Origin of the sequence: Bradyrhizobium sp. SZCCHNGR1005, assembly GCF_032489995.1 — a bacterium.
GTDB lineage: Bacteria > Pseudomonadota > Alphaproteobacteria > Rhizobiales > Xanthobacteraceae > Bradyrhizobium.
In genome coordinates this window covers 101369-117867 of sequence record NZ_JAUEZC010000008.1, presented here as the reverse complement: position 1 = coordinate 117867, position 16499 = coordinate 101369, and the positions used below count along the sequence as shown (strand labels likewise).

Annotated in this window: 15 protein-coding genes; 5 read left to right on the top strand and 10 right to left on the bottom strand. The window is 62.8% G+C overall.

The window, feature by feature from the left end:
- Window positions 1-8: 8 nt before the first annotated feature.
- The 8 genes from QXZ85_RS27645 to QXZ85_RS27610 form a co-directional block, all read right to left on the bottom strand.
- A complete protein-coding gene (locus QXZ85_RS27645) occupies window positions 9-998 on the bottom strand; it encodes an acetamidase/formamidase family protein (protein WP_315768129.1) in 990 nt (329 codons plus the stop codon).
- Window positions 999-1035: 37 nt separating this feature from the next.
- Window positions 1036-1761, bottom strand: coding sequence for an ABC transporter ATP-binding protein (locus QXZ85_RS27640; RefSeq protein WP_315768131.1), 726 nt, complete (start codon window positions 1759-1761; stop codon window positions 1036-1038).
- Window positions 1754-2470 carry an ABC transporter ATP-binding protein gene (locus QXZ85_RS27635; protein WP_315705160.1) on the bottom strand — a complete coding sequence of 239 codons (717 nt, stop codon included), beginning with the start codon at window positions 2468-2470 and terminating at the stop codon, window positions 1754-1756. Before QXZ85_RS27635 ends, QXZ85_RS27640 begins: the two co-directional genes overlap by 8 nt.
- Window positions 2470-3534: a branched-chain amino acid ABC transporter permease gene (locus tag QXZ85_RS27630; protein WP_315705159.1), complete on the bottom strand. Its 1065-nt coding sequence runs from the start codon at window positions 3532-3534 to the stop codon at window positions 2470-2472. The genes QXZ85_RS27635 and QXZ85_RS27630 overlap by 1 nt, the downstream gene beginning before the upstream one ends.
- 12 nt (window positions 3535-3546) lie before the next feature.
- The gene (locus tag QXZ85_RS27625; protein WP_315705158.1) at window positions 3547-4419 is read right to left on the bottom strand and encodes an ABC transporter permease subunit; all 873 of its coding nucleotides are present in this window, start codon (window positions 4417-4419) and stop codon (window positions 3547-3549) included.
- A 106-nt stretch (window positions 4420-4525) separates the two neighbouring features.
- Entirely contained in the window at window positions 4526-5767 is a 1242-nt protein-coding gene (locus QXZ85_RS27620) for an urea ABC transporter substrate-binding protein (RefSeq protein WP_315741354.1), read from the bottom strand.
- Window positions 5768-5777: 10 nt separating this feature from the next.
- Window positions 5778-6443, bottom strand: coding sequence for an ANTAR domain-containing response regulator (locus tag QXZ85_RS27615; protein WP_315705156.1), 666 nt, complete (start codon window positions 6441-6443; stop codon window positions 5778-5780).
- Window positions 6440-7600, bottom strand: coding sequence for a transporter substrate-binding domain-containing protein (locus tag QXZ85_RS27610; protein ID WP_315705155.1), 1161 nt, complete (start codon window positions 7598-7600; stop codon window positions 6440-6442). Before QXZ85_RS27610 ends, QXZ85_RS27615 begins: the two co-directional genes overlap by 4 nt.
- A 446-nt stretch (window positions 7601-8046) precedes the next feature.
- Here QXZ85_RS27610 and QXZ85_RS27605 point away from each other — a divergent pair, with 446 nt between their 5' ends.
- The gene (locus QXZ85_RS27605) at window positions 8047-8577 is read left to right on the top strand and encodes a nucleoside deaminase (protein WP_315705154.1); all 531 of its coding nucleotides are present in this window, start codon (window positions 8047-8049) and stop codon (window positions 8575-8577) included.
- Between the two features lie 73 nt (window positions 8578-8650).
- Here the strand turns inward: QXZ85_RS27605 and QXZ85_RS27600 are convergent, their stop codons facing one another.
- Complete coding sequence (locus QXZ85_RS27600) at window positions 8651-9757, bottom strand: hypothetical protein (RefSeq protein WP_315705153.1); 1107 nt, start codon at window positions 9755-9757, stop codon at window positions 8651-8653.
- A 561-nt stretch (window positions 9758-10318) separates the two neighbouring features.
- On the opposite strand from QXZ85_RS27600, the gene QXZ85_RS27595 reads away from it, so the two are divergent.
- The 4 genes from QXZ85_RS27595 (at window position 10319) to QXZ85_RS27580 (ending at window position 15025) form a co-directional block, all read left to right on the top strand.
- Window positions 10319-11890, top strand: coding sequence for an ABC transporter ATP-binding protein (locus tag QXZ85_RS27595; protein ID WP_315705152.1), 1572 nt, complete (start codon window positions 10319-10321; stop codon window positions 11888-11890).
- A complete protein-coding gene (locus QXZ85_RS27590) occupies window positions 11874-12965 on the top strand; it encodes an ABC transporter permease (RefSeq protein WP_315705151.1) in 1092 nt (363 codons plus the stop codon). Before QXZ85_RS27595 ends, QXZ85_RS27590 begins: the two co-directional genes overlap by 17 nt.
- The gene (locus QXZ85_RS27585) at window positions 12952-13869 is read left to right on the top strand and encodes an ABC transporter permease (protein ID WP_315705150.1); all 918 of its coding nucleotides are present in this window, start codon (window positions 12952-12954) and stop codon (window positions 13867-13869) included. Before QXZ85_RS27590 ends, QXZ85_RS27585 begins: the two co-directional genes overlap by 14 nt.
- A 76-nt stretch (window positions 13870-13945) precedes the next feature.
- On the top strand, window positions 13946-15025 hold the full coding sequence (locus QXZ85_RS27580; RefSeq protein ID WP_315705149.1) for a BMP family ABC transporter substrate-binding protein: 1080 nt from the start codon (window positions 13946-13948) through the stop codon (window positions 15023-15025).
- 90 nt (window positions 15026-15115) lie between these two features.
- Here the strand turns inward: QXZ85_RS27580 and QXZ85_RS27575 are convergent, their stop codons facing one another.
- Window positions 15116-16465, bottom strand: a complete 1350-nt coding sequence (locus QXZ85_RS27575) for an 8-oxoguanine deaminase (protein WP_315705148.1) — start codon at window positions 16463-16465, stop codon at window positions 15116-15118.
- Window positions 16466-16499: the final 34 nt, after the last annotated feature.

Below are 16499 nucleotides of genomic sequence, written 5' to 3'. Positions count from 1 at the left end.
CGTTCCCCTCAGACCAGGAACGACTTCTTGATCGAAGCACCGAGCGTATATTTCGGGTCGACCATGTTGCCGAGGCGGACGCGGCCGGCCTGAGTCAGCAACATATAAGCCTCGATCTCTTCGAAGCCGTAGTCGGCGGCCATCCAGCGGCACAGCTCGCGATAGGCGATGCGTGCGGCATCCTCCATCGGCCGCGCCGAGCCGATCGTCATGATGAAATCCTTGGTCTCGAGCCGCGGCCAAGCGATAGTCCAGTTCTTGATCAGGTCGACTTGGACCGTCGTCACCGTCGGATGCTCGATCGCGACACCGCAGAGCTCGCCGTCGCCCTGCGCGGCATGGCAATCGCCCAGATAGAGCAGCGCGCCCTTGGCGTTCACAGGCAGATAGATGATGGCGCCGACGCCAACGTCAGGCAGATCCATGTTGCCGCCATAATAGTCCGGGACCAGCGAGGAAATCGCCTCGATTTCCGGCGAGGTGCCGATGGTGCCGATGAACGGCTCATAGGGTAGCGTGATCTTGTCGTTCCACTTGGTGCCGTTCTCCAGCGTGATCTCGAGCTTCTTGACGCGCTCGGGCAGTGCCGGGTTGAGCAAGGCCGTATTTCCGGTCGAGACCAGGCCGCCGAAATCAGGCATGACCACGGTGGTGCCGCGCGGCTGCGGCCCGCGCGGCACGATGCTCTCGATATAGACCGCGAGCGTGTCGCCCTTCTCGGCGCCGTTGACGTAGATCGGCCCATTCTGCGGATTGAGGAACGGGAAATTCAGGATCTTCGACGGGCTGTCGGTCTCGTGCTTGATCTGGCCCTCGAAGGCATCATGGGTCTCCGCGGAGACCACCGCCCCCGGATCGACGCTCAGGATCGGGTTCACATAGGGCCCGTAGACATAGTGGTACTTGCCCTGATTTTTCTCCGTGATCACGTGCTCGCTGCCGCGCTTGCCCTTGGCGATGCCCTTGCGGGCCATGATCGATTCCGACTGCCAGGCCATTCTCATTCTCCTTGTTCTGGTTGTGACGTTTCTTGCATCAGACCGCGAGGTGGCGGCGCATCTCGGCCTGGTCGTCGAGCGCCGCGTGCGCGAGGCTCGCGGTGATGCGTCCTTTGTCCATGACGTAGCAGCGCTGCGCCATCGCTCGGATCATGTCGAGATTCTGCTCGACCAGGATGATCGTGACACCGGTCTGGCGGTTGAGCTCGACCATGTTGCGCGCGATGTCCTGGACGATGTTCGGCTGGATGCCTTCGGAGGGCTCGTCGAGCAGAATCAGATTGGGATCGGCGATCAAGACGCGGCCAATCGCAAGCTGCTGCTGCTGCCCGCCGGACATGGTGCCCGCGCGCTGCGTCCAACGCTCCTGCAGGATCGGAAACGCATCGAGCACGCGCCGCTTGCCGTCTTCGGGAATGCCGCCTTTGATCGCGGCGCCCACGGCGATGTTCTCGCCGACCGTCAGGCGCGGAAATACATCCCGGCCCTGCGGCACATAGCCCATGCCGAGCCGCGCACGCCTGTGCGCGGGCAGATGCTCGACGGCTTCGCCGCGATAGACGATCGAACCTGACATCGCCGGCACCAGCCCGATCAGGCTCTTCATCAGCGTCGACTTGCCGACGCCGTTGCGGCCGATCACCGCGACGATCTCGCCCTCGCGCACCTCGATCTCGAGCCCCTGCAGCACCGGCTTGCCGCCGTAGCCGGCGCGCAGGCCGAGCGTCGTGAGGATGACTTCCTTACGCGTTTCCTCAAGCATGAGCCTGTCCCAGATAGATCGCCGCGACGCGCTCGTCGGCGACGATCTCCTCGATCGAGCCTTGCGCAAAGACCTGGCCGAGATGCAGCACCGTGACCCGCTGCGCCACTTGACGGACGAAGGCCATGTCGTGCTCGATCGCAAGCACAGTCACGCCCTCCGCATTGAGCCGCCGCACCATCTCGCCAGTCATATGTGTCTCTTCCGGCGACATCCCGGCTGTCGGCTCGTCCAACAACAACAGCCGCGGCTTGAGCGCGATCGCCATGCCGATCTCCAGCCATTGCTTCTGGCCGTGGCTGAGATTGCCCGCGCTCTGCGCCTGCTCGGCTTCGAGGGCGAGAAAAGCGAGCAGCCGATCGATCTCCTGCGCGAGTACGGCGCCGCGATGCCGGCTCTGCAGCGCGATCTCCAGGTTCTGCCGGACCGAGAGCCCCTTGAACACACCGGGCACCTGGAACTTCACCGACAGGCCGCGGCGGATACGTGCGAAGGATTTCAGTGTCGTGATCTCTTCGCCGCTGAAATAGATGTGGCCGCTGCCGACGCTATATTCGCCCAGGATCAGACGGAACAGCGTGCTCTTGCCGGCGCCGTTCGGCCCGATCAGGCAATGGATTTCGCCGGGCTGCAGCGCCAGATCGACCGAATTCGTCACATGCAGGCCGCCGAAATGCTTGTTCAGCCCGCGCAGTTCGAGCAGCGTCATCAGGCAGCCTCCCGCTTACGACGGGTGGCGAGCCGGCCGACCCAGCTGATGATGCCGAGCACCAGCCCGTTCGGTGCGATCAGGACGGTCGCCACTAGCAGAACGCCCATGAATACCAGCGCATATTGGCTGCCGTAGATCGTCAGCGCCTGGAAGCCCGCGAGCACGACGAGCGTGCCGATCAGGGTCGCGGTGATGTCGCTGCGGCCGCCAACGGCGACCCAGATCAAGGGCAGCGACGCAGCGGTCATGCCCATGCTGGACGGCGTGATGTATTGGCCCCACACCGTGTAGAGCACGCCGGAGAGGCCGGCGAGCGCCGCCCCGATAACGAACGTGATCAGCTGGTATTTCCGGATGTCGTAGCCGAGCATCTCGGCCCGTTCCGGATTCTCCCTGATCGCGACAATCACGTTCCCGAACGAGGAATTCATCAGGATGCGCAGTGCGAGATAGACCACGACAAGCATCGCGAGCACGACGTAGTAAAGACCGACGTCGGCGAATAGTACGATCGGCTCGTCGAACCAGGGGATGGTCAGCGGCGGCATTGCGCTCATGCCGTTGAACCCGTTCAGGCGTGCGCTTCCGATGTGCCATTCAGGCCCCGCCGTCTGCGCCATGAAGCGCTCGAGCATCAGGGTCACGGCCAGCGTGACGATGCCGAGAAAGACGCCCGCGATACGCCCGAAGAACATGAAATAGCCGAGCAGTGCCGCAAACAGCGAGGCAATCAAGACCGCGAGCACGAGCGCGATCCAGGTGAAACCATAGGCCGAGCCGAAATTGATGGTGAGGATTCCGTACCCGTACCCGGCGATGCCGAAGAAAGCCGTCTGGCCAAACGATAGCGAGCCGCCATAGCCCCAGATCAGGCTGAGACTGAGCGCGATGAACACCCAGACGAAGAAGTACACCGTGTTGCCGACGGTGTAGCCGTCGCTGAACAGCGGATAGGCCACGGCTCCCGCCAGCACCAGCGCGAACAACGACCAAAAGCCCCGGCCCCGACCGAGCGTCTGAGGACCTTCAAGACGGCGAAGCAGCGAAACGAGTCCGGTCACGATCGCTCTCCTTCAGGTCCGCTCGCGCAGCACGAAGCCGGAAATGCCCTTCGGCAGGACCCGGACCACGATGATGACCGCGATCAGCAGCCCGATCTGGCCGAACAATTGCCCCTGCCAGGAGGTCATCGCGGATTTCACGATCGCGAGCACGCCGGCGGCGGGAGCGGTGCCGAGGAAGACATCGGCGCCGCCGATCACCACCGTGACGAACGCCTCCATGATGAAGGTCGCGCCCATGGTCGGCACCAGCGTCATGGTCGGCGCGTAGAGCCCGCCAGCGAGGCCGGCGAGCCCTGCCCCGCATGCGAAGGTCAGACTGTAGATCAGGCGGGTGTCGACCCCCAGCGCTGCCGCCATGTGCGGCACCTGGATAGTCGCGCGCGCGAGCACACCGAAACGGGTCCAATTGAACAACGCATAGAGCAAGCCCAGCACCGCGAGCGCCGCCAGGAACAGCACGATGCGGTAGACCGAGTAGGAATAGGCGCCGACCTGAAAGCTTCCGAACGGCGTGCCGACGCCGGCCATAGTGGAGCCGACCAGGATCAAGGTGCCTTGTGTGGCGATCAGGCTCAGTCCCCAGGTCGCGACAATCGTATCGAGCGGACGCTCATAAAGATGCCGGACCACCAGCAGTTCGACCAGCACGCCGACCAGAGCCGCGACCAGGGTGCCGGCGAGGATGCCGAGCGGCAGCGGCAGGCCGGCATGCACCGTCGCCGCGGTCACGTAAGCACCGCACATGATGAACTCGCCATGAGCGAGATTGATCACCCCCATCATGCCGAATATGACGGCCAGGCCACAGGCCGACAGCACGAGGAACGCGAATGCGTCGCCGAATTGGTAGAGTGCGGAGAATGTCAGTGTCGCGATGTCCATGACTTCGGTCGAGGTTTGCGCAAGGTCAGATATGCGGGGGCGCAGATTTGCGGGGGGTGCAAGAGCCGCCCCGGCGTGAGGGACGCCGGGGCGACTCTTCCGCCGATCAGGGCTTCGGCGGGGGCGGATTCGACGGCGTGTATTGCGCCATCGGATCCTTCTTGGTCAGGTCGCAGCCGGCTTCGCCGAGCCAGTACGGCTTGATGTCCTCCCAGACTTTCGGGAAGGAGATCGAGTGATCGGCGCCGACCTTCGCCAGATAGATCGTGTGCGACATGTGCTGGCTCTTCGGGTCGATGCAGACCTTGCCCTCGGGCGCATCCATGCAGACGTCGCCCTGCGCGATCACCTTGCGAATGTCGTCGCGCTTGGTCGACTTCGCCCGCTCCGCCATCTGCTTGTAGAGATAGACCGCGAGATAGGAATTCTCCGCTTCCTGGTTCACATAAGGCTCGCTCGGGAACTTGGCCTTGAACTTGGCGTAGAACTCCTTGCTCTTCGGCGAATCGATTTCCTCGATATAGTTGGTCGTAACGTACATGTCCTTCAGGCTCGGCGGCTTGAAGCGCTTGTGCTCATAGCCCTGACCGACATTGACCGAGGATGCCATCGGCAGGTTGACGTTGGCGGATGCCGCCTGCTCGTAATAGGAGGCCTGCGCGGTACCGACCAGGAGCGTGACCACGAAGTCCGGCTTCGCCTTCTGGATGTTCTGGATGCTTTGCGAGAATTGGGAAACACCGAGCGGGATGAACTCCTCACCGGCCATCTCGCCGCCGTTTTCCTTGACGATCTTGCGGACCCACTCGGCCGAGATTTGGCCGAAATTGTAGTCGGCCGCCAGGGTGTAGACCTTCTTGCCGTAGGTCTTCATCATGTAGGGAATGAGCGTCGAGAATTGTTGCTCGGGTACCGCGCCGGTCACGATCATATGGCCGTCGCAGACGCCGCCTTCGTATTGGTTGTTGTAGAAGGCAAAGCCGTTGAACTGGTCGACGATCGGCCGGTACGCCTCGCGCGAGGCCGAGGAGAAGCCGGCGAACACGACGTCGACCTTGTCCCGCTGCAGTACGCGCCGCATGAACTCTTGGTAGCGCGTGTTGTCCGACTGTGTGTCGTAGGTCACGAGCTCCAGCGGCCTGCCCATGATGCCGCCGGCCTTGTTGATCTCGTCGGCGGCGAGTTGGATCGCGTGCACCTTGCCGATGGTGGCAGCCGCAAAATCGCCGGACTGATCCTCCAGCACGCCGAGTTTGATCGGATTTTCCGCCGCGAGCGCGCCTGACGCAAGGACAAGCGTTCCCGTGAGGGCCGCGGCGCGCAGCCCTCTCACTACAGATCTGGTCATCGTGATGCTCCTACATCGCTTGCTTTTTTTCGCCTTCCAGCGCGACGCTGATCGCACGGGCGGGCGTATCGGGCGGTCTCGCCCGTCGTTTCAGAAACTCCTCGCAGTAGAGTTCCAGCTTTTGTCGCACGCGCATGCTGTCGCGGCGAAGTTCCGAATAGGCATCGTCCTCATTCGATCCGGTTTCCTGCATGCGCAGGACGACCGCTCGAACCACCGCGCGCCGGCCCCGCTGGCGGCTCTCCAGCTCCTGCAACTGCTCGAACATCTCCGCGCGCAACAGGAACTGATTGATGCCCATGAACAGTGACGTATAGACGGCTCCGCCGTGCACGGGCTTGCGCAGAAACGAGGTCGCGCCCAGGTTGACGAGCGCTTTCAGCCGGCTCGGGGCTTCGACGCCGACCAGCCCGATGACCGGTACCGGCGGCAGCTTCGATACGGGATTGACCTCGAACGTCACGGCGCCATCGAGATCTCCGTCGACGAAGAGAATATCGCGCTCGGGGTGCAAACTGCCGACATCGATTTGGGCGCGGCCGTCGACAATGTCGGGATATTCGCAAGCGACACCGAGCTTGGCCAGCGTCGTCTCCAGCGTGGATTCCCATCCTGCGCGGCGGATGACCACGAGCGCACGGCCACCCTTGAAGTTCTGCAGCAATCGGAATGTCATGATTTCACCATTCGCAGCAGCGGAGGACGCATGGCCGTCGCAAAGCGCGGCGACGACTGTACGAGATAGGGATCTGGCTCGATCGGCTGACGCGCTTCCAGGAGCAGCTCGAATTGTCCGTGGAGGGACGAGCGGCCGATCCGCGGCGTGAGCCAGGCATGATAGGTTTGTGGATCGATCCGCACCTCGCCTTGCGGCGCGCGCAGGCGCTGATTGGCGACCGCGCCGCGCACGAGGCGCGATTCGTCGCTCCCGGCCTGCGCAAGTGTCGCGCCCAACAGCTTCACCGCGATATAGGAGGCCTCCGCATCGGCCGAGGCGACGGGTCCACCAGGAAAGGCGCTCGTATATGTCCGCATGAACGCCGCGTTCTCCACCGTGTTCAGTGAAGAGAAATACACGCTGGAGGACAGGTGTCCGTCGACAGCTTCGGCGCCGATTTCCTGCAGTTCGGGTTCGGAGAGCGTGCAGCTCGCCACCGGTATTCGCGCCGCTTGGTCGATGCCGCGAGAGCGGCAGGCGGCGCGGAAGTCGCGAAGGAATGCGTAAGCGCTCGTGCCGATCAGGTTGTTGAACACGAAGTCCGGGCGCTGGTCGAGGATCGCCGAGATAACCTGGTCGAATTCGATGTCGCCGACCGAGAGATAGCGTTCCGCCACGACCGTACCGCCGCGCGCCGTCAGCGCTTCGCGGAAGATGCGATTGTTCTCCCACGCCCAGATATAGTTGGACCCGACGCAGAAGGCACGCTTTCCGACCCGGGATGCGAGATAGTCGACCAACGGCAATACATGCTGGTTCGGCGCCGCCCCCGTGTAGATGACGTTATCGGAACTCTCGAATCCCTCATAATGAGAGGGATACCAGAGCAGGCCGTCGAATTTCTCGAAACAGGGGATAACCTCCTTGCGACTCGACGAAGTGTAGCAGCCGATCACCTGGCGAATGCCGGACTTCAAGAGGTCGAGGCTGAGCTCACGGTATTTCGCAAGATCGCCGGACGGATTGACCACGACCGGTTCGAGCGTGACGCCATCCTGCGTCTGATTGATCTCGCTCAGCGCCAAGAGCGCACCGTTCAGCATCGAGCGCGCGACGACGCTGTACGGCCCCGTCGTCGAGAACATCACGCCGATCCGAAACTGCTTCCGTGCCATTCCTCGACCCAAAACAAAAAAAGCGCCCGCCGGCTGTGAAGCCGAGGGCGCCCTCGCCACCAACCAAACGCACCCTTTCGGGACGGTGTTGGAAATGATTGAACTCGTTGCGTTGACGGGCCACGCTGCCCAACGCGCATGGCAACGGTCGTCTAGAACCCGGACTCTGTCAAGAGCGTTATCAGAGCGATGACTGCATCAAATCGCACCAGCATGCGTCAAAACTATGCACGGTGAGACGCTCCGGTTGTTCAAGGTCTTACTCTTGACGCTGTAGTCGTTCTGTCATCGGTTCTGCGCACCACGCACTTCGATGCGTCCGCCCGCTCATACATACTGCGAAACGGAGCGCACGCACAGCACGATCCCACGCGGCACCTAGGAAGACTTGCTGCGCGAGCCTGAGAAGCTCAGTATTGGGGACATCGCTCCGCAGCGGAGGATCAATGGTCAAGCAGCATATCAATGGCAGCGCACCCGCCGGCACCGGCGTTCCCGGATCGCGCGCGGGCGATGAAGATTTCCTACGGCGTTCTTACGCCGTCGCGCTCCGATCGCTCGCGCACGGCAACCACCCTTTCGCGGCCATTCTGGCCGATGAGCACGGAAACGTCCTGATCGAGATGGAGAATGGCTACATGCCCACGCGCGACGGCACGGCTCATGCCGAACGACTCGTCGCCACCGAAGCCTGTACCACGCTAAGCGAAAACGTCAGAGCGAAAGCGACGCTGTATTCGTCCGCCGAGCCCTGCGCGATGTGCGCAGGCGCGCTCTACTGGGCTGGCATCGGGCGTGTGGTCTACGGTTTGAGCGAACACCGCTTGCGCGCAATCACCGGCAACCATCCGGAGAACCCGACACTCGACCTGCCCTGCCGCGATGTGTTCGCCAGTGGGCAGCGGCCGACGGAGGTCATCGGACCGCTGCTCGAGGACGAGGCCGAAGCGGTTCACGCCGGCGTGTGGGGGACCTGACGGCGGGTCCCTAGGAAGACGGTCGATGGCGCCGGATGCGATCGCGGCGCCATCGGCTCATCAGATGCGATGATCAGAACTTGACGGTGATGCCGCCATACACCGTCTCCTCGGTGCAGGAGTTGTTGCTGACACCCGCCCGGACGTTGCAGACCGTGCTGACCTTATGGTCGATGCCGAACTTGTTCTGCCAGTAGCGGTAGGCGACCCAGAGATCGACGAAGTGCGAATACTTCTCGCCCAGCACCGCCTTGCTGGCGTCGAAGGTCAGACGAATCGGCTCCGAGTTCAACTCGATCGCGGTCTTGATGCCCGGCAGCGGATTGTTCTCACTCCCCTTCTCGCCATACCATCCGGCGCGGCCGCTGATCGACCAGAATTGCATGTTGGGCGGCAGGAAGCCCAGATCCATGTAGTAATTGACCTCGACAGCCCAGGTCGGGTTGAAGCTGCGGTTGCCGTCATTAAGGCAGTTCACGCCGGGTACGGCAGGCGCCGGCAGTTGCCAGCCAGCTCCGCACTGCGTAAAGGCATTGCGGTTGTAGAACTCCCAATAGACCAGAGGCGCAACGTCGATATAGCCCTTATACGGCAGATCGAACGCGAACTGCAGACCCGCGACCACGTCGCGCTTGGCCGGCGAGAGATAATTGTTCTCGGTATTGGCATCCATGCCCACTTCGAACGAGACGTTGTGCAGCGGCCCCATCGTAAAGGCCTTGGTGTTGAAGATCTCGTTCCAGCCGAAGGTCGAGCGGAACAGGCCATAGATCTCGGTTGCACCTTCGCACGACGCCGGCGTGGCAATTCCGGTCGACGGCGTGAAGATCACACCGGCATTGGTGCAAGGATTGGCCGGATCGTTATGGTCCGACTTGAACATCGAGATCGTGAAGAAGTTGGTGCCGTATTGCCAGAGATCGAAATGGGTAAAGGAGTAGACCTGCTTGGCGGTGGTGCCGTTGATGCTTCCGTCCGGCCGCACCGAAAATACACCGGGATCGGTGCCCTTCGGCATCCATGAGAAGCTTACGCGGTTATCGATCAGCAGGAAGAATGGCAGATCGGCTGCCTTCTTCGCGGCTTTGACCGGCAGATCGGCCGCCGCAGCAGAGCCGATCGTCCCCAGCACTCCGGCCGCCAGCGTCACTGCCGCAATGATTGTCCGACGAAACGTCATGAGCACCCCCAGTTGAAAAGCAATCACATTTGTTGGAGCGGAGAGTTGCGCCGATCTGCCGAGGGGAGAAGCCTCATCTTTTTTCAACGCCTGCCGCGCCTTTCATCAGGGTGGCGCCTCGACGTCATCGGCTTGTATGCACGAGACGGAGCTGCAAGCGCGGTCAGGCCGGCGCCGAAAGCGATCGGCGCGCGAAGCTTATTAGTTCACATTACTGAGATTTTTGTCCGCGGCTCGAACGCCTGAGCCATGCCAAGTCGGAGACTGCCGATGTGCCGAATTGTCGAACCTGCGCGTGGAATGATGCTGCTCATCCAACAAGCAGCGCTAGCTGCATCGGATTGATTTACAAAGACTGTCGTAAATTTACAACAATCCAGCCACGATCCAGGCGAGGCGGTGTGGTCGATCGACGCGGCGGCCTCCGCTCATCGCAGGCTGACGCTGAGCAGGAGTTAAGCACAGGGTGACGCTTTTCGCCTCTTACGTGCAGCGACAAATTAGCCCACAATTCGGGCAAGCCTCCTATCAGCAAGCCTCCCTATCAAGCTGTGGCAGAGAATGTCCGATTTGCCGCCCGCCGCCTCACCTGCACCCGGAATCCCACTCCTGCAGACTGTCGGTTTGACCAAACGCTATGGCGACTTCGTCGCCAACGACGCGATTGATTTCGAAATCTGGCCAGGCCAGATCCACGCGCTGCTCGGCGAGAACGGCGCCGGCAAATCGACCTTGGTCAAGAGCATCTACGGACTGATCCAGCCGAGCGAGGGCGAACTGCGTTGGCAGGGCCAGCGAATCGTGCTGTCCGGCCCGGCGCAGGCACGTGCTCTGGGTATCGGGATGGTGTTCCAGCACTTCTCCCTGTTCGACAACCTCACTGTCGCCGAGAACGTCGCGCTCGGCCTCGACGGCGAGGAGTCGTTCAAGGCGATTGCCGCGCGGCTCGCACATGTCGCGCGCGACTACGGGCTGCCGCTCGATCCCAAACGCGAGGTCTGGCAGCTCTCGGTCGGCGAGCGCCAACGCATCGAGATCGTACGCGCCTTGATGCAGAGACCGAAATTCCTGATCCTGGACGAGCCGACCGCGGTGCTGACGCCGCAGGAGGCAGACCAACTGTTCGTAGTCCTGGAACGGCTGAAGGCGGAAGGCCGCGCGATCCTCTACATCAGCCACAAGCTCGAGGAGGTGAAGCGGCTCTGCGATACCGCCACGATCTTGCGCGGTGGCAGGAAAATCACGACCTGCAATCCCAGGCTCGAAACCGCCGCCTCGCTGGCGCGCATGATGGTGGGCTCGGAGGTCAAGACGGTGAAGCCCAGGGGCGAACGCCGGGTGACCGTGCCGCGGCTCGTCGTCAACGACCTCGCTCTTCCGCCCGATAACCCGCATGGCGTGAACCTGCGGCACATCTCGCTGGAACTGCGAGGCGGCGAGATCCTCGGCATCGCAGGGGTCGCCGGCAACGGCCAGGATGAACTATTCGCGGCTCTGTCGGGTGAGCGGCGGGTGAAAGAACCCGGCACCATCATCATCGACGGCATCGCCTGCGGGCACCTCTCGATCACCGAACGCCGGAAGCTGGGTGCTGCGTTCGTGCCGGAAGAGCGGCTGGGGCATGGCACGGCGCCGCGGATGAGGCTTTCTGAAAATGCTCTGCTGACCGGCCATGCGGCCGGCGAAATGGTTCAGCATGGCTTTGTCAATACCGCAGCCACGCTGCGAACGGTCGACCGCGCCACCGAGGCGTTCGACGTCCGCAAGGCCGAGCGCGATCCGGAGGCTGCGAGCCTGTCAGGCGGCAATCTGCAAAAATTCGTGGTCGGCAGGGAAATCTTGCGCAACCCCGCCGTGCTCGTCGTCAACCAGCCGACCTGGGGTGTTGATGCGGGCGCCGCGGCTGTGATTCGCCAAGCCCTGCTCGATCTGGCGGATCAAGGTGCCGCAGTTCTCGTCACGAGCCAGGATCTTGATGAGTTGATCGAGATCGCCGACCGGATCGCAGTGATGTTCCACGGCCAATTGTCGGTCGCCTTGCCGCGGTCGGAGGCGACGCGCGAAAAGCTCGGCCTGTTGATGGGCGGCAGCAGCCTCGATCAGAAGGATACGGCGCATGCAACTCGTGCTTGAAAAACGCGCCGAACAGTCGCGCACGATAGCACTGGTTTCACCACTGATCGCGATCGGGCTCACCCTCGTAACGATGACGATCCTGTTCGCCCTGCTCGGCAAGAATCCGCTCGCCGCCCTGGCGGCCTATTTCATCGCACCGCTCACCGACAGCTATTCGTTGCAGGAGATCGCGGTCAAGGCGACGCCGCTGGTGATGATCGCGATCGGGCTATCGCTATGTTATCTCGCCAGCGCCTGGAATATCGGCGCCGAAGGGCAGTTCCTGATCGGCGCGGTCGCCGGCAGCTGGATCGCGGTGAAGACCCAAGGCACCGACGCCGGCCATTGGGTCCTGCCCGCCATGCTGCTGGCAGGCGCTGCCGCCGGTGCGCTGTACGCGCTGATCCCGGCGCTATGCCGGGTGAAGTTCGGCGCAAGCGAGATCCTCACCAGCCTGATGCTGGTCTATGTCGCAGATCTGCTGCTTGATTACCTGGTCCGCGGTCCCTGGCGCGACCCGGCCGGCTTCAATTTCCCGACCACCGCCGAGTTCGATCCCGTCGCGACGGTGCCTGTGCTGATCGAGGGCGGACGCCTGCATCTCGGCGCCATCATTGCCCTCCTGGTCGTGGCTGGCGCCTTCATCGTGCTACGGCGAACCATCAAGGGATTCGAGATCCGTGTGGTCGGCGCAGCCCCGCGCGCCGCACGTTTCGGCGGCTTCAATGCCGATCAACTGATCGTCTTGACCTTCGCCGTCTCGGGTGCGCTCGCCGGGCTGGCCGGCATCATCGAAGTTGCCGGACCGGTCGGGCACCTGCAACCAGGAATTTCGCCAGGTTATGGCTTCACGGCGATCATCGTGGCGTTCCTGGGCCGGCTCAACCCGATTGGAATATTAATTGCAGGGCTGTTTCTCGCGCTGACTTTCATCGGGGGCGAGCAGGCTCAGATCACCATGAAGATTCCGCTGGATGTGACCAAGGTCTTCCAAGGCATCCTGCTGTTCTACGTGCTCGCCTGCGATTCCCTGATCCTCTACCGTTTTCGGCTGATCCTCGCGTCACGGGGGGTGCAACGTGGAGTTGGTTGAGGCCATCATCCTCTCGGTGCTGGCGGCTTCGACGCCGCTCTTGATCGCGGCCACCGGCGAGTTGGTGACCGAGCGCTCCGGCGTCCTCAACCTCGGCGTCGAAGGCCTGATGATCGTCGGCGCCGCCTGCGGATTCGGCGGTGCCTGGCTGTCCGGCTCCATCGTCGTGGGCGCGCTCTGCGGGATACTCGCGGGAGCGGCATTGTCGCTGATCTTTGCCTTGATGACACTTGGGCTCGCGGTCAACCAGGTCGCAACAGGTCTTGCGCTCACGATTTTCGGCATCGGATTATCGGGCCTGATCGGCGCGCGCTTCGTGGGCGAGCGCATCTCGACCGCACCGCATTTGCATATTCCCGGGCTAAGCGAGGTCCCGCTGGTCGGCCGGATCCTGTTCGGCGAGGATGCCTTCGTCTACTTGTCGATTGCGCTCATCGTCGGAGTCTGGTGGTTCCTGTACCGAACGCGTGCCGGGCTCGTATTGCGAGCCTGCGGGGACAATCATGTCTCGGCGCATGCGCTCGGCTATCCCGTGCTGCGCATTCGAATGTACGCTGTCCTGTTCGGCGGCGCCTGCGCCGGGCTTGCCGGCGCCTATCTGCCGCTTGCCTATACACCTTTCTTCATTCCGGGCATGACCGCCGGCCGCGGCTGGATCGCGCTCGCGCTCGTCGTGTTCTCGTCCTGGCGCCCAGTTCGCCTGGTGATAGGCGCCTATCTGTTCGGGGCGGTGACGATCCTGCAATTGCACGCGCAAGGCGCCGGCGTCGGCATCCCATCGCAATTCATGTCGGCCCTGCCCTATCTCGCAACCATCATCGTGCTGGTGCTGCTGGCGCGGACCCGGACCGGCGGTTCAACCGCGCCGGCGGCGCTCGGGACGGTGTTCGTGCCGGATCGATGAAGATCACTCGGGGCACATGCGAGGGGGCCGCATGTTGTTCTGCAAGTTCACCCCCGACCGTTTTGGGAGATTGATGATGGCGAACAGATTTTTGGCGGCAGCTGCCGCGCTCATCCTTACCGCTGCCGTCAGCGGCGCGGCGCTCGCCGCCGATAAGCTGAAGGTTGGCTTCATCTATCTGGGCCCGATCGGCGATCTCGGCTGGACCTATCAGCACGAATTGGCGCGACAGGCGCTGGTCAAGGAGTTCGGTGACGAGATCGAGACGACCTATCTCGAGAATGTTCCGGAGGGTCCCGACGCCGAACGCGCGATCGAGCAGCTGGTCCGCGCCGGCAACAAGCTGATCTTCACGACCTCGTTCGGCTACATGGACCCGACACTGAAAGTCGCGAAGAAATACCCCAATGTGCATTTCGAGCACGCCACCGGCTACAAGCGCGACAAGAACATGTCGACCTATTCGGCGCGCTGGTATCAGGGCCGCTACATCCAGGGGCAGATCGCAGCGAAGATGTCCAAGACCGGCGTGCTCGGCTATATCGGCTCGTTCCCGATCCCCGAGGTGATCTCGGGGATCAACGCCACCATGATCGGAGCCCAGTCGATCAATCCGAACATCAAGGTCAAGATCATCTGGGCGAACACCTGGTTCGATCCCGGCAAGGAAGCCGATGCGGCCAAGGCTCTGCTCGATCAGGGCGCCGATATCATCATGCAACACACCGACAGCCCGGCGGCCATGCAGGTCGCGGCGGAGCGCGGCAAGTTCGCCTTTGGCCAGGATTCGGAGATGATCAAGTTCGGTCCCAAGGCGCAGCTGACCTCGATCCTCGACACCTGGGCGCCCTATTACGTCGCACGCGTCAAGGCCGAGCTCGACGGTGCCTGGAAGCCGGAGAACACCTGGGGCGGGCTCGAATCCAAGATGTTCGAAATGGCGCCCTACACCAACATGCCTGATGATGTGAAGAAGATGGCCGAGGACACCCAGGGCGCGATCACTGCCGGCAAGCTGCATCCGTTCAAGTGCCCGGTGTTCGCCCAAGACGGCAAGGAGGTGGAGTGCAAGGGCGGCGATCACCTCGACGACAGCCAGATCCTCAGCATGAACTTCTACGTCAAGGGCGTCGATGACAAGGTGCCGGGGAAGTGACGCGTCGGTGAAGCTTTCGTTTCTCTCTCCCCTGCTTGCGGGGGAGAGAGCCCACCGCTGCAGCAGAACCATCTTTGCCCAGCTGAGAAACTAACCGATCTGCATCCTGCGTGCCGCCGCGCTGTGGCGCCGGATGAGATCGGCCAGATCTAGCCCGGGAACGACGCCGTCCACGACCGCCCATTTTCCGGCGACCATGACGCGGTCCGCGCGATGCGCGCCACATAACACCAGCGCGGCAAGCGGATCACCCGCGCCGGAAAACCGCAGTTCGTCGAGCTTGAACAGCGCGAGGTCCGCGGCCTTGCCGACCGCGATCTCGCCGAGCTCGGGACGGCCGATACAGGCAGCCGAGCCTTTGGTGGCCCAGCTCAGCGCATCCTTGTGGCTGACCTTGCCGACTCCATAGCGCGCCCGTTGCAACAGGAACGCCGCGCGCACCTCCTGCATCAGGTTGGATCCATCGTTGGAGGCAGAGCCGTCCACCCCAAGACCGATCGCGACGCCCGCCTCTTCCATCTCGCATACCGGACAGCAGCCGGACGCCAATATCTGGTTGCTGCAGGCGCAATGGGTGATGCTGGTCTTTGCCTTGCCGAGGCGCGTCATCTCCTCCTTATTGAAGAAGATGCCATGTGCAAGCCAGGTGCGCGAGCCGAGCCAGCCGCATTGTTCCAGATAATCGAGGGGCCGGCAGGCGTGGATCTCCTGACAGAAGGCGTTCTCGTCTTCGGTTTCCGCCAGATGCGTGTGCAGGCGCACGTCGAGCTTCTCGGCCAGTTCGGCGGTCGCGCGCATCAGCGAGGTTGTGACCGAGAATGGCGAGCACGGCGCGAGCGCGATCTGCACCATCGCGTCCGGTCCACGCTGATGATGCTTGGCGACCACGCGGGCGCTGTCGGCGAGAATCGTGTCCTCGTCCTGCACCACGCTGTCCGGCGGCAGGCCACCGTCGCGCTGCGAGCGGTTCATGGAGCCACGTGTCAGCGACACCCGCAGCCCCAGCCGCCTCGCCGCGGCCACCTCGATGTCGACGGCGTCCTCGAGCCCTGCGGGGAACACATAATGATGATCGGTGGTCGTGGTGCAGCCGGACAGCATCAGCTCCGCCATCGCCACTGTCACGCCGAGATCGAGCGCCTCCGGCGTCAGTTTCGCCCAGACCGGATAAAGCGCCTGCAACCAGGGAAACAGCTCCCGATCCATCGCTGCCGGCAACGCCCGCGTCAGCGTCTGGTAGAAATGATGGTGGGTGTTGATCAACCCGGGGATCACGACATGCGCCTTCGCATCGAAAACCGCGGCATTTGGGGTCGCGGGCTCGCACCCCGCCCCGACCAGCTCAACGATGCGGCCTCCGCTGGTGACCACACCGCGCGCGGCACCATCGGCGAGAATGGCGAGAGGGTCCCTGATCCAGATCGGCTGCGACTCGCTCATGTTCATCTTCCGCCTGCGCTCTGTGCCGGCCATA

Coding starts and splice junctions, on each gene's coding strand:
- QXZ85_RS27645 (WP_315768129.1), bottom strand. CDS start 998: ATGGCCTGGCAGTCGGAATCGATCATGGCCCGCAAGGGCATCGCCAAG.
- QXZ85_RS27600 (WP_315705153.1), bottom strand. CDS start 9,757: ATGACGTTTCGTCGGACAATCATTGCGGCAGTGACGCTGGCGGCCGGA.
- QXZ85_RS27605 (WP_315705154.1), top strand. CDS start 8,047: ATGGTCAAGCAGCATATCAATGGCAGCGCACCCGCCGGCACCGGCGTT.
- QXZ85_RS27595 (WP_315705152.1), top strand. CDS start 10,319: ATGTCCGATTTGCCGCCCGCCGCCTCACCTGCACCCGGAATCCCACTC.
- QXZ85_RS27635 (WP_315705160.1), bottom strand. CDS start 2,470: ATGACGCTGCTCGAACTGCGCGGGCTGAACAAGCATTTCGGCGGCCTG.
- QXZ85_RS27640 (WP_315768131.1), bottom strand. CDS start 1,761: ATGCTTGAGGAAACGCGTAAGGAAGTCATCCTCACGACGCTCGGCCTG.
- QXZ85_RS27575 (WP_315705148.1), bottom strand. CDS start 16,465: ATGAGCGAGTCGCAGCCGATCTGGATCAGGGACCCTCTCGCCATTCTC.
- QXZ85_RS27590 (WP_315705151.1), top strand. CDS start 11,874: ATGCAACTCGTGCTTGAAAAACGCGCCGAACAGTCGCGCACGATAGCA.
- QXZ85_RS27580 (WP_315705149.1), top strand. CDS start 13,946: ATGGCGAACAGATTTTTGGCGGCAGCTGCCGCGCTCATCCTTACCGCT.
- QXZ85_RS27620 (WP_315741354.1), bottom strand. CDS start 5,767: ATGACCAGATCTGTAGTGAGAGGGCTGCGCGCCGCGGCCCTCACGGGA.
- QXZ85_RS27615 (WP_315705156.1), bottom strand. CDS start 6,443: ATGACATTCCGATTGCTGCAGAACTTCAAGGGTGGCCGTGCGCTCGTG.
- QXZ85_RS27625 (WP_315705158.1), bottom strand. CDS start 4,419: ATGGACATCGCGACACTGACATTCTCCGCACTCTACCAATTCGGCGAC.
- QXZ85_RS27610 (WP_315705155.1), bottom strand. CDS start 7,600: ATGGCACGGAAGCAGTTTCGGATCGGCGTGATGTTCTCGACGACGGGG.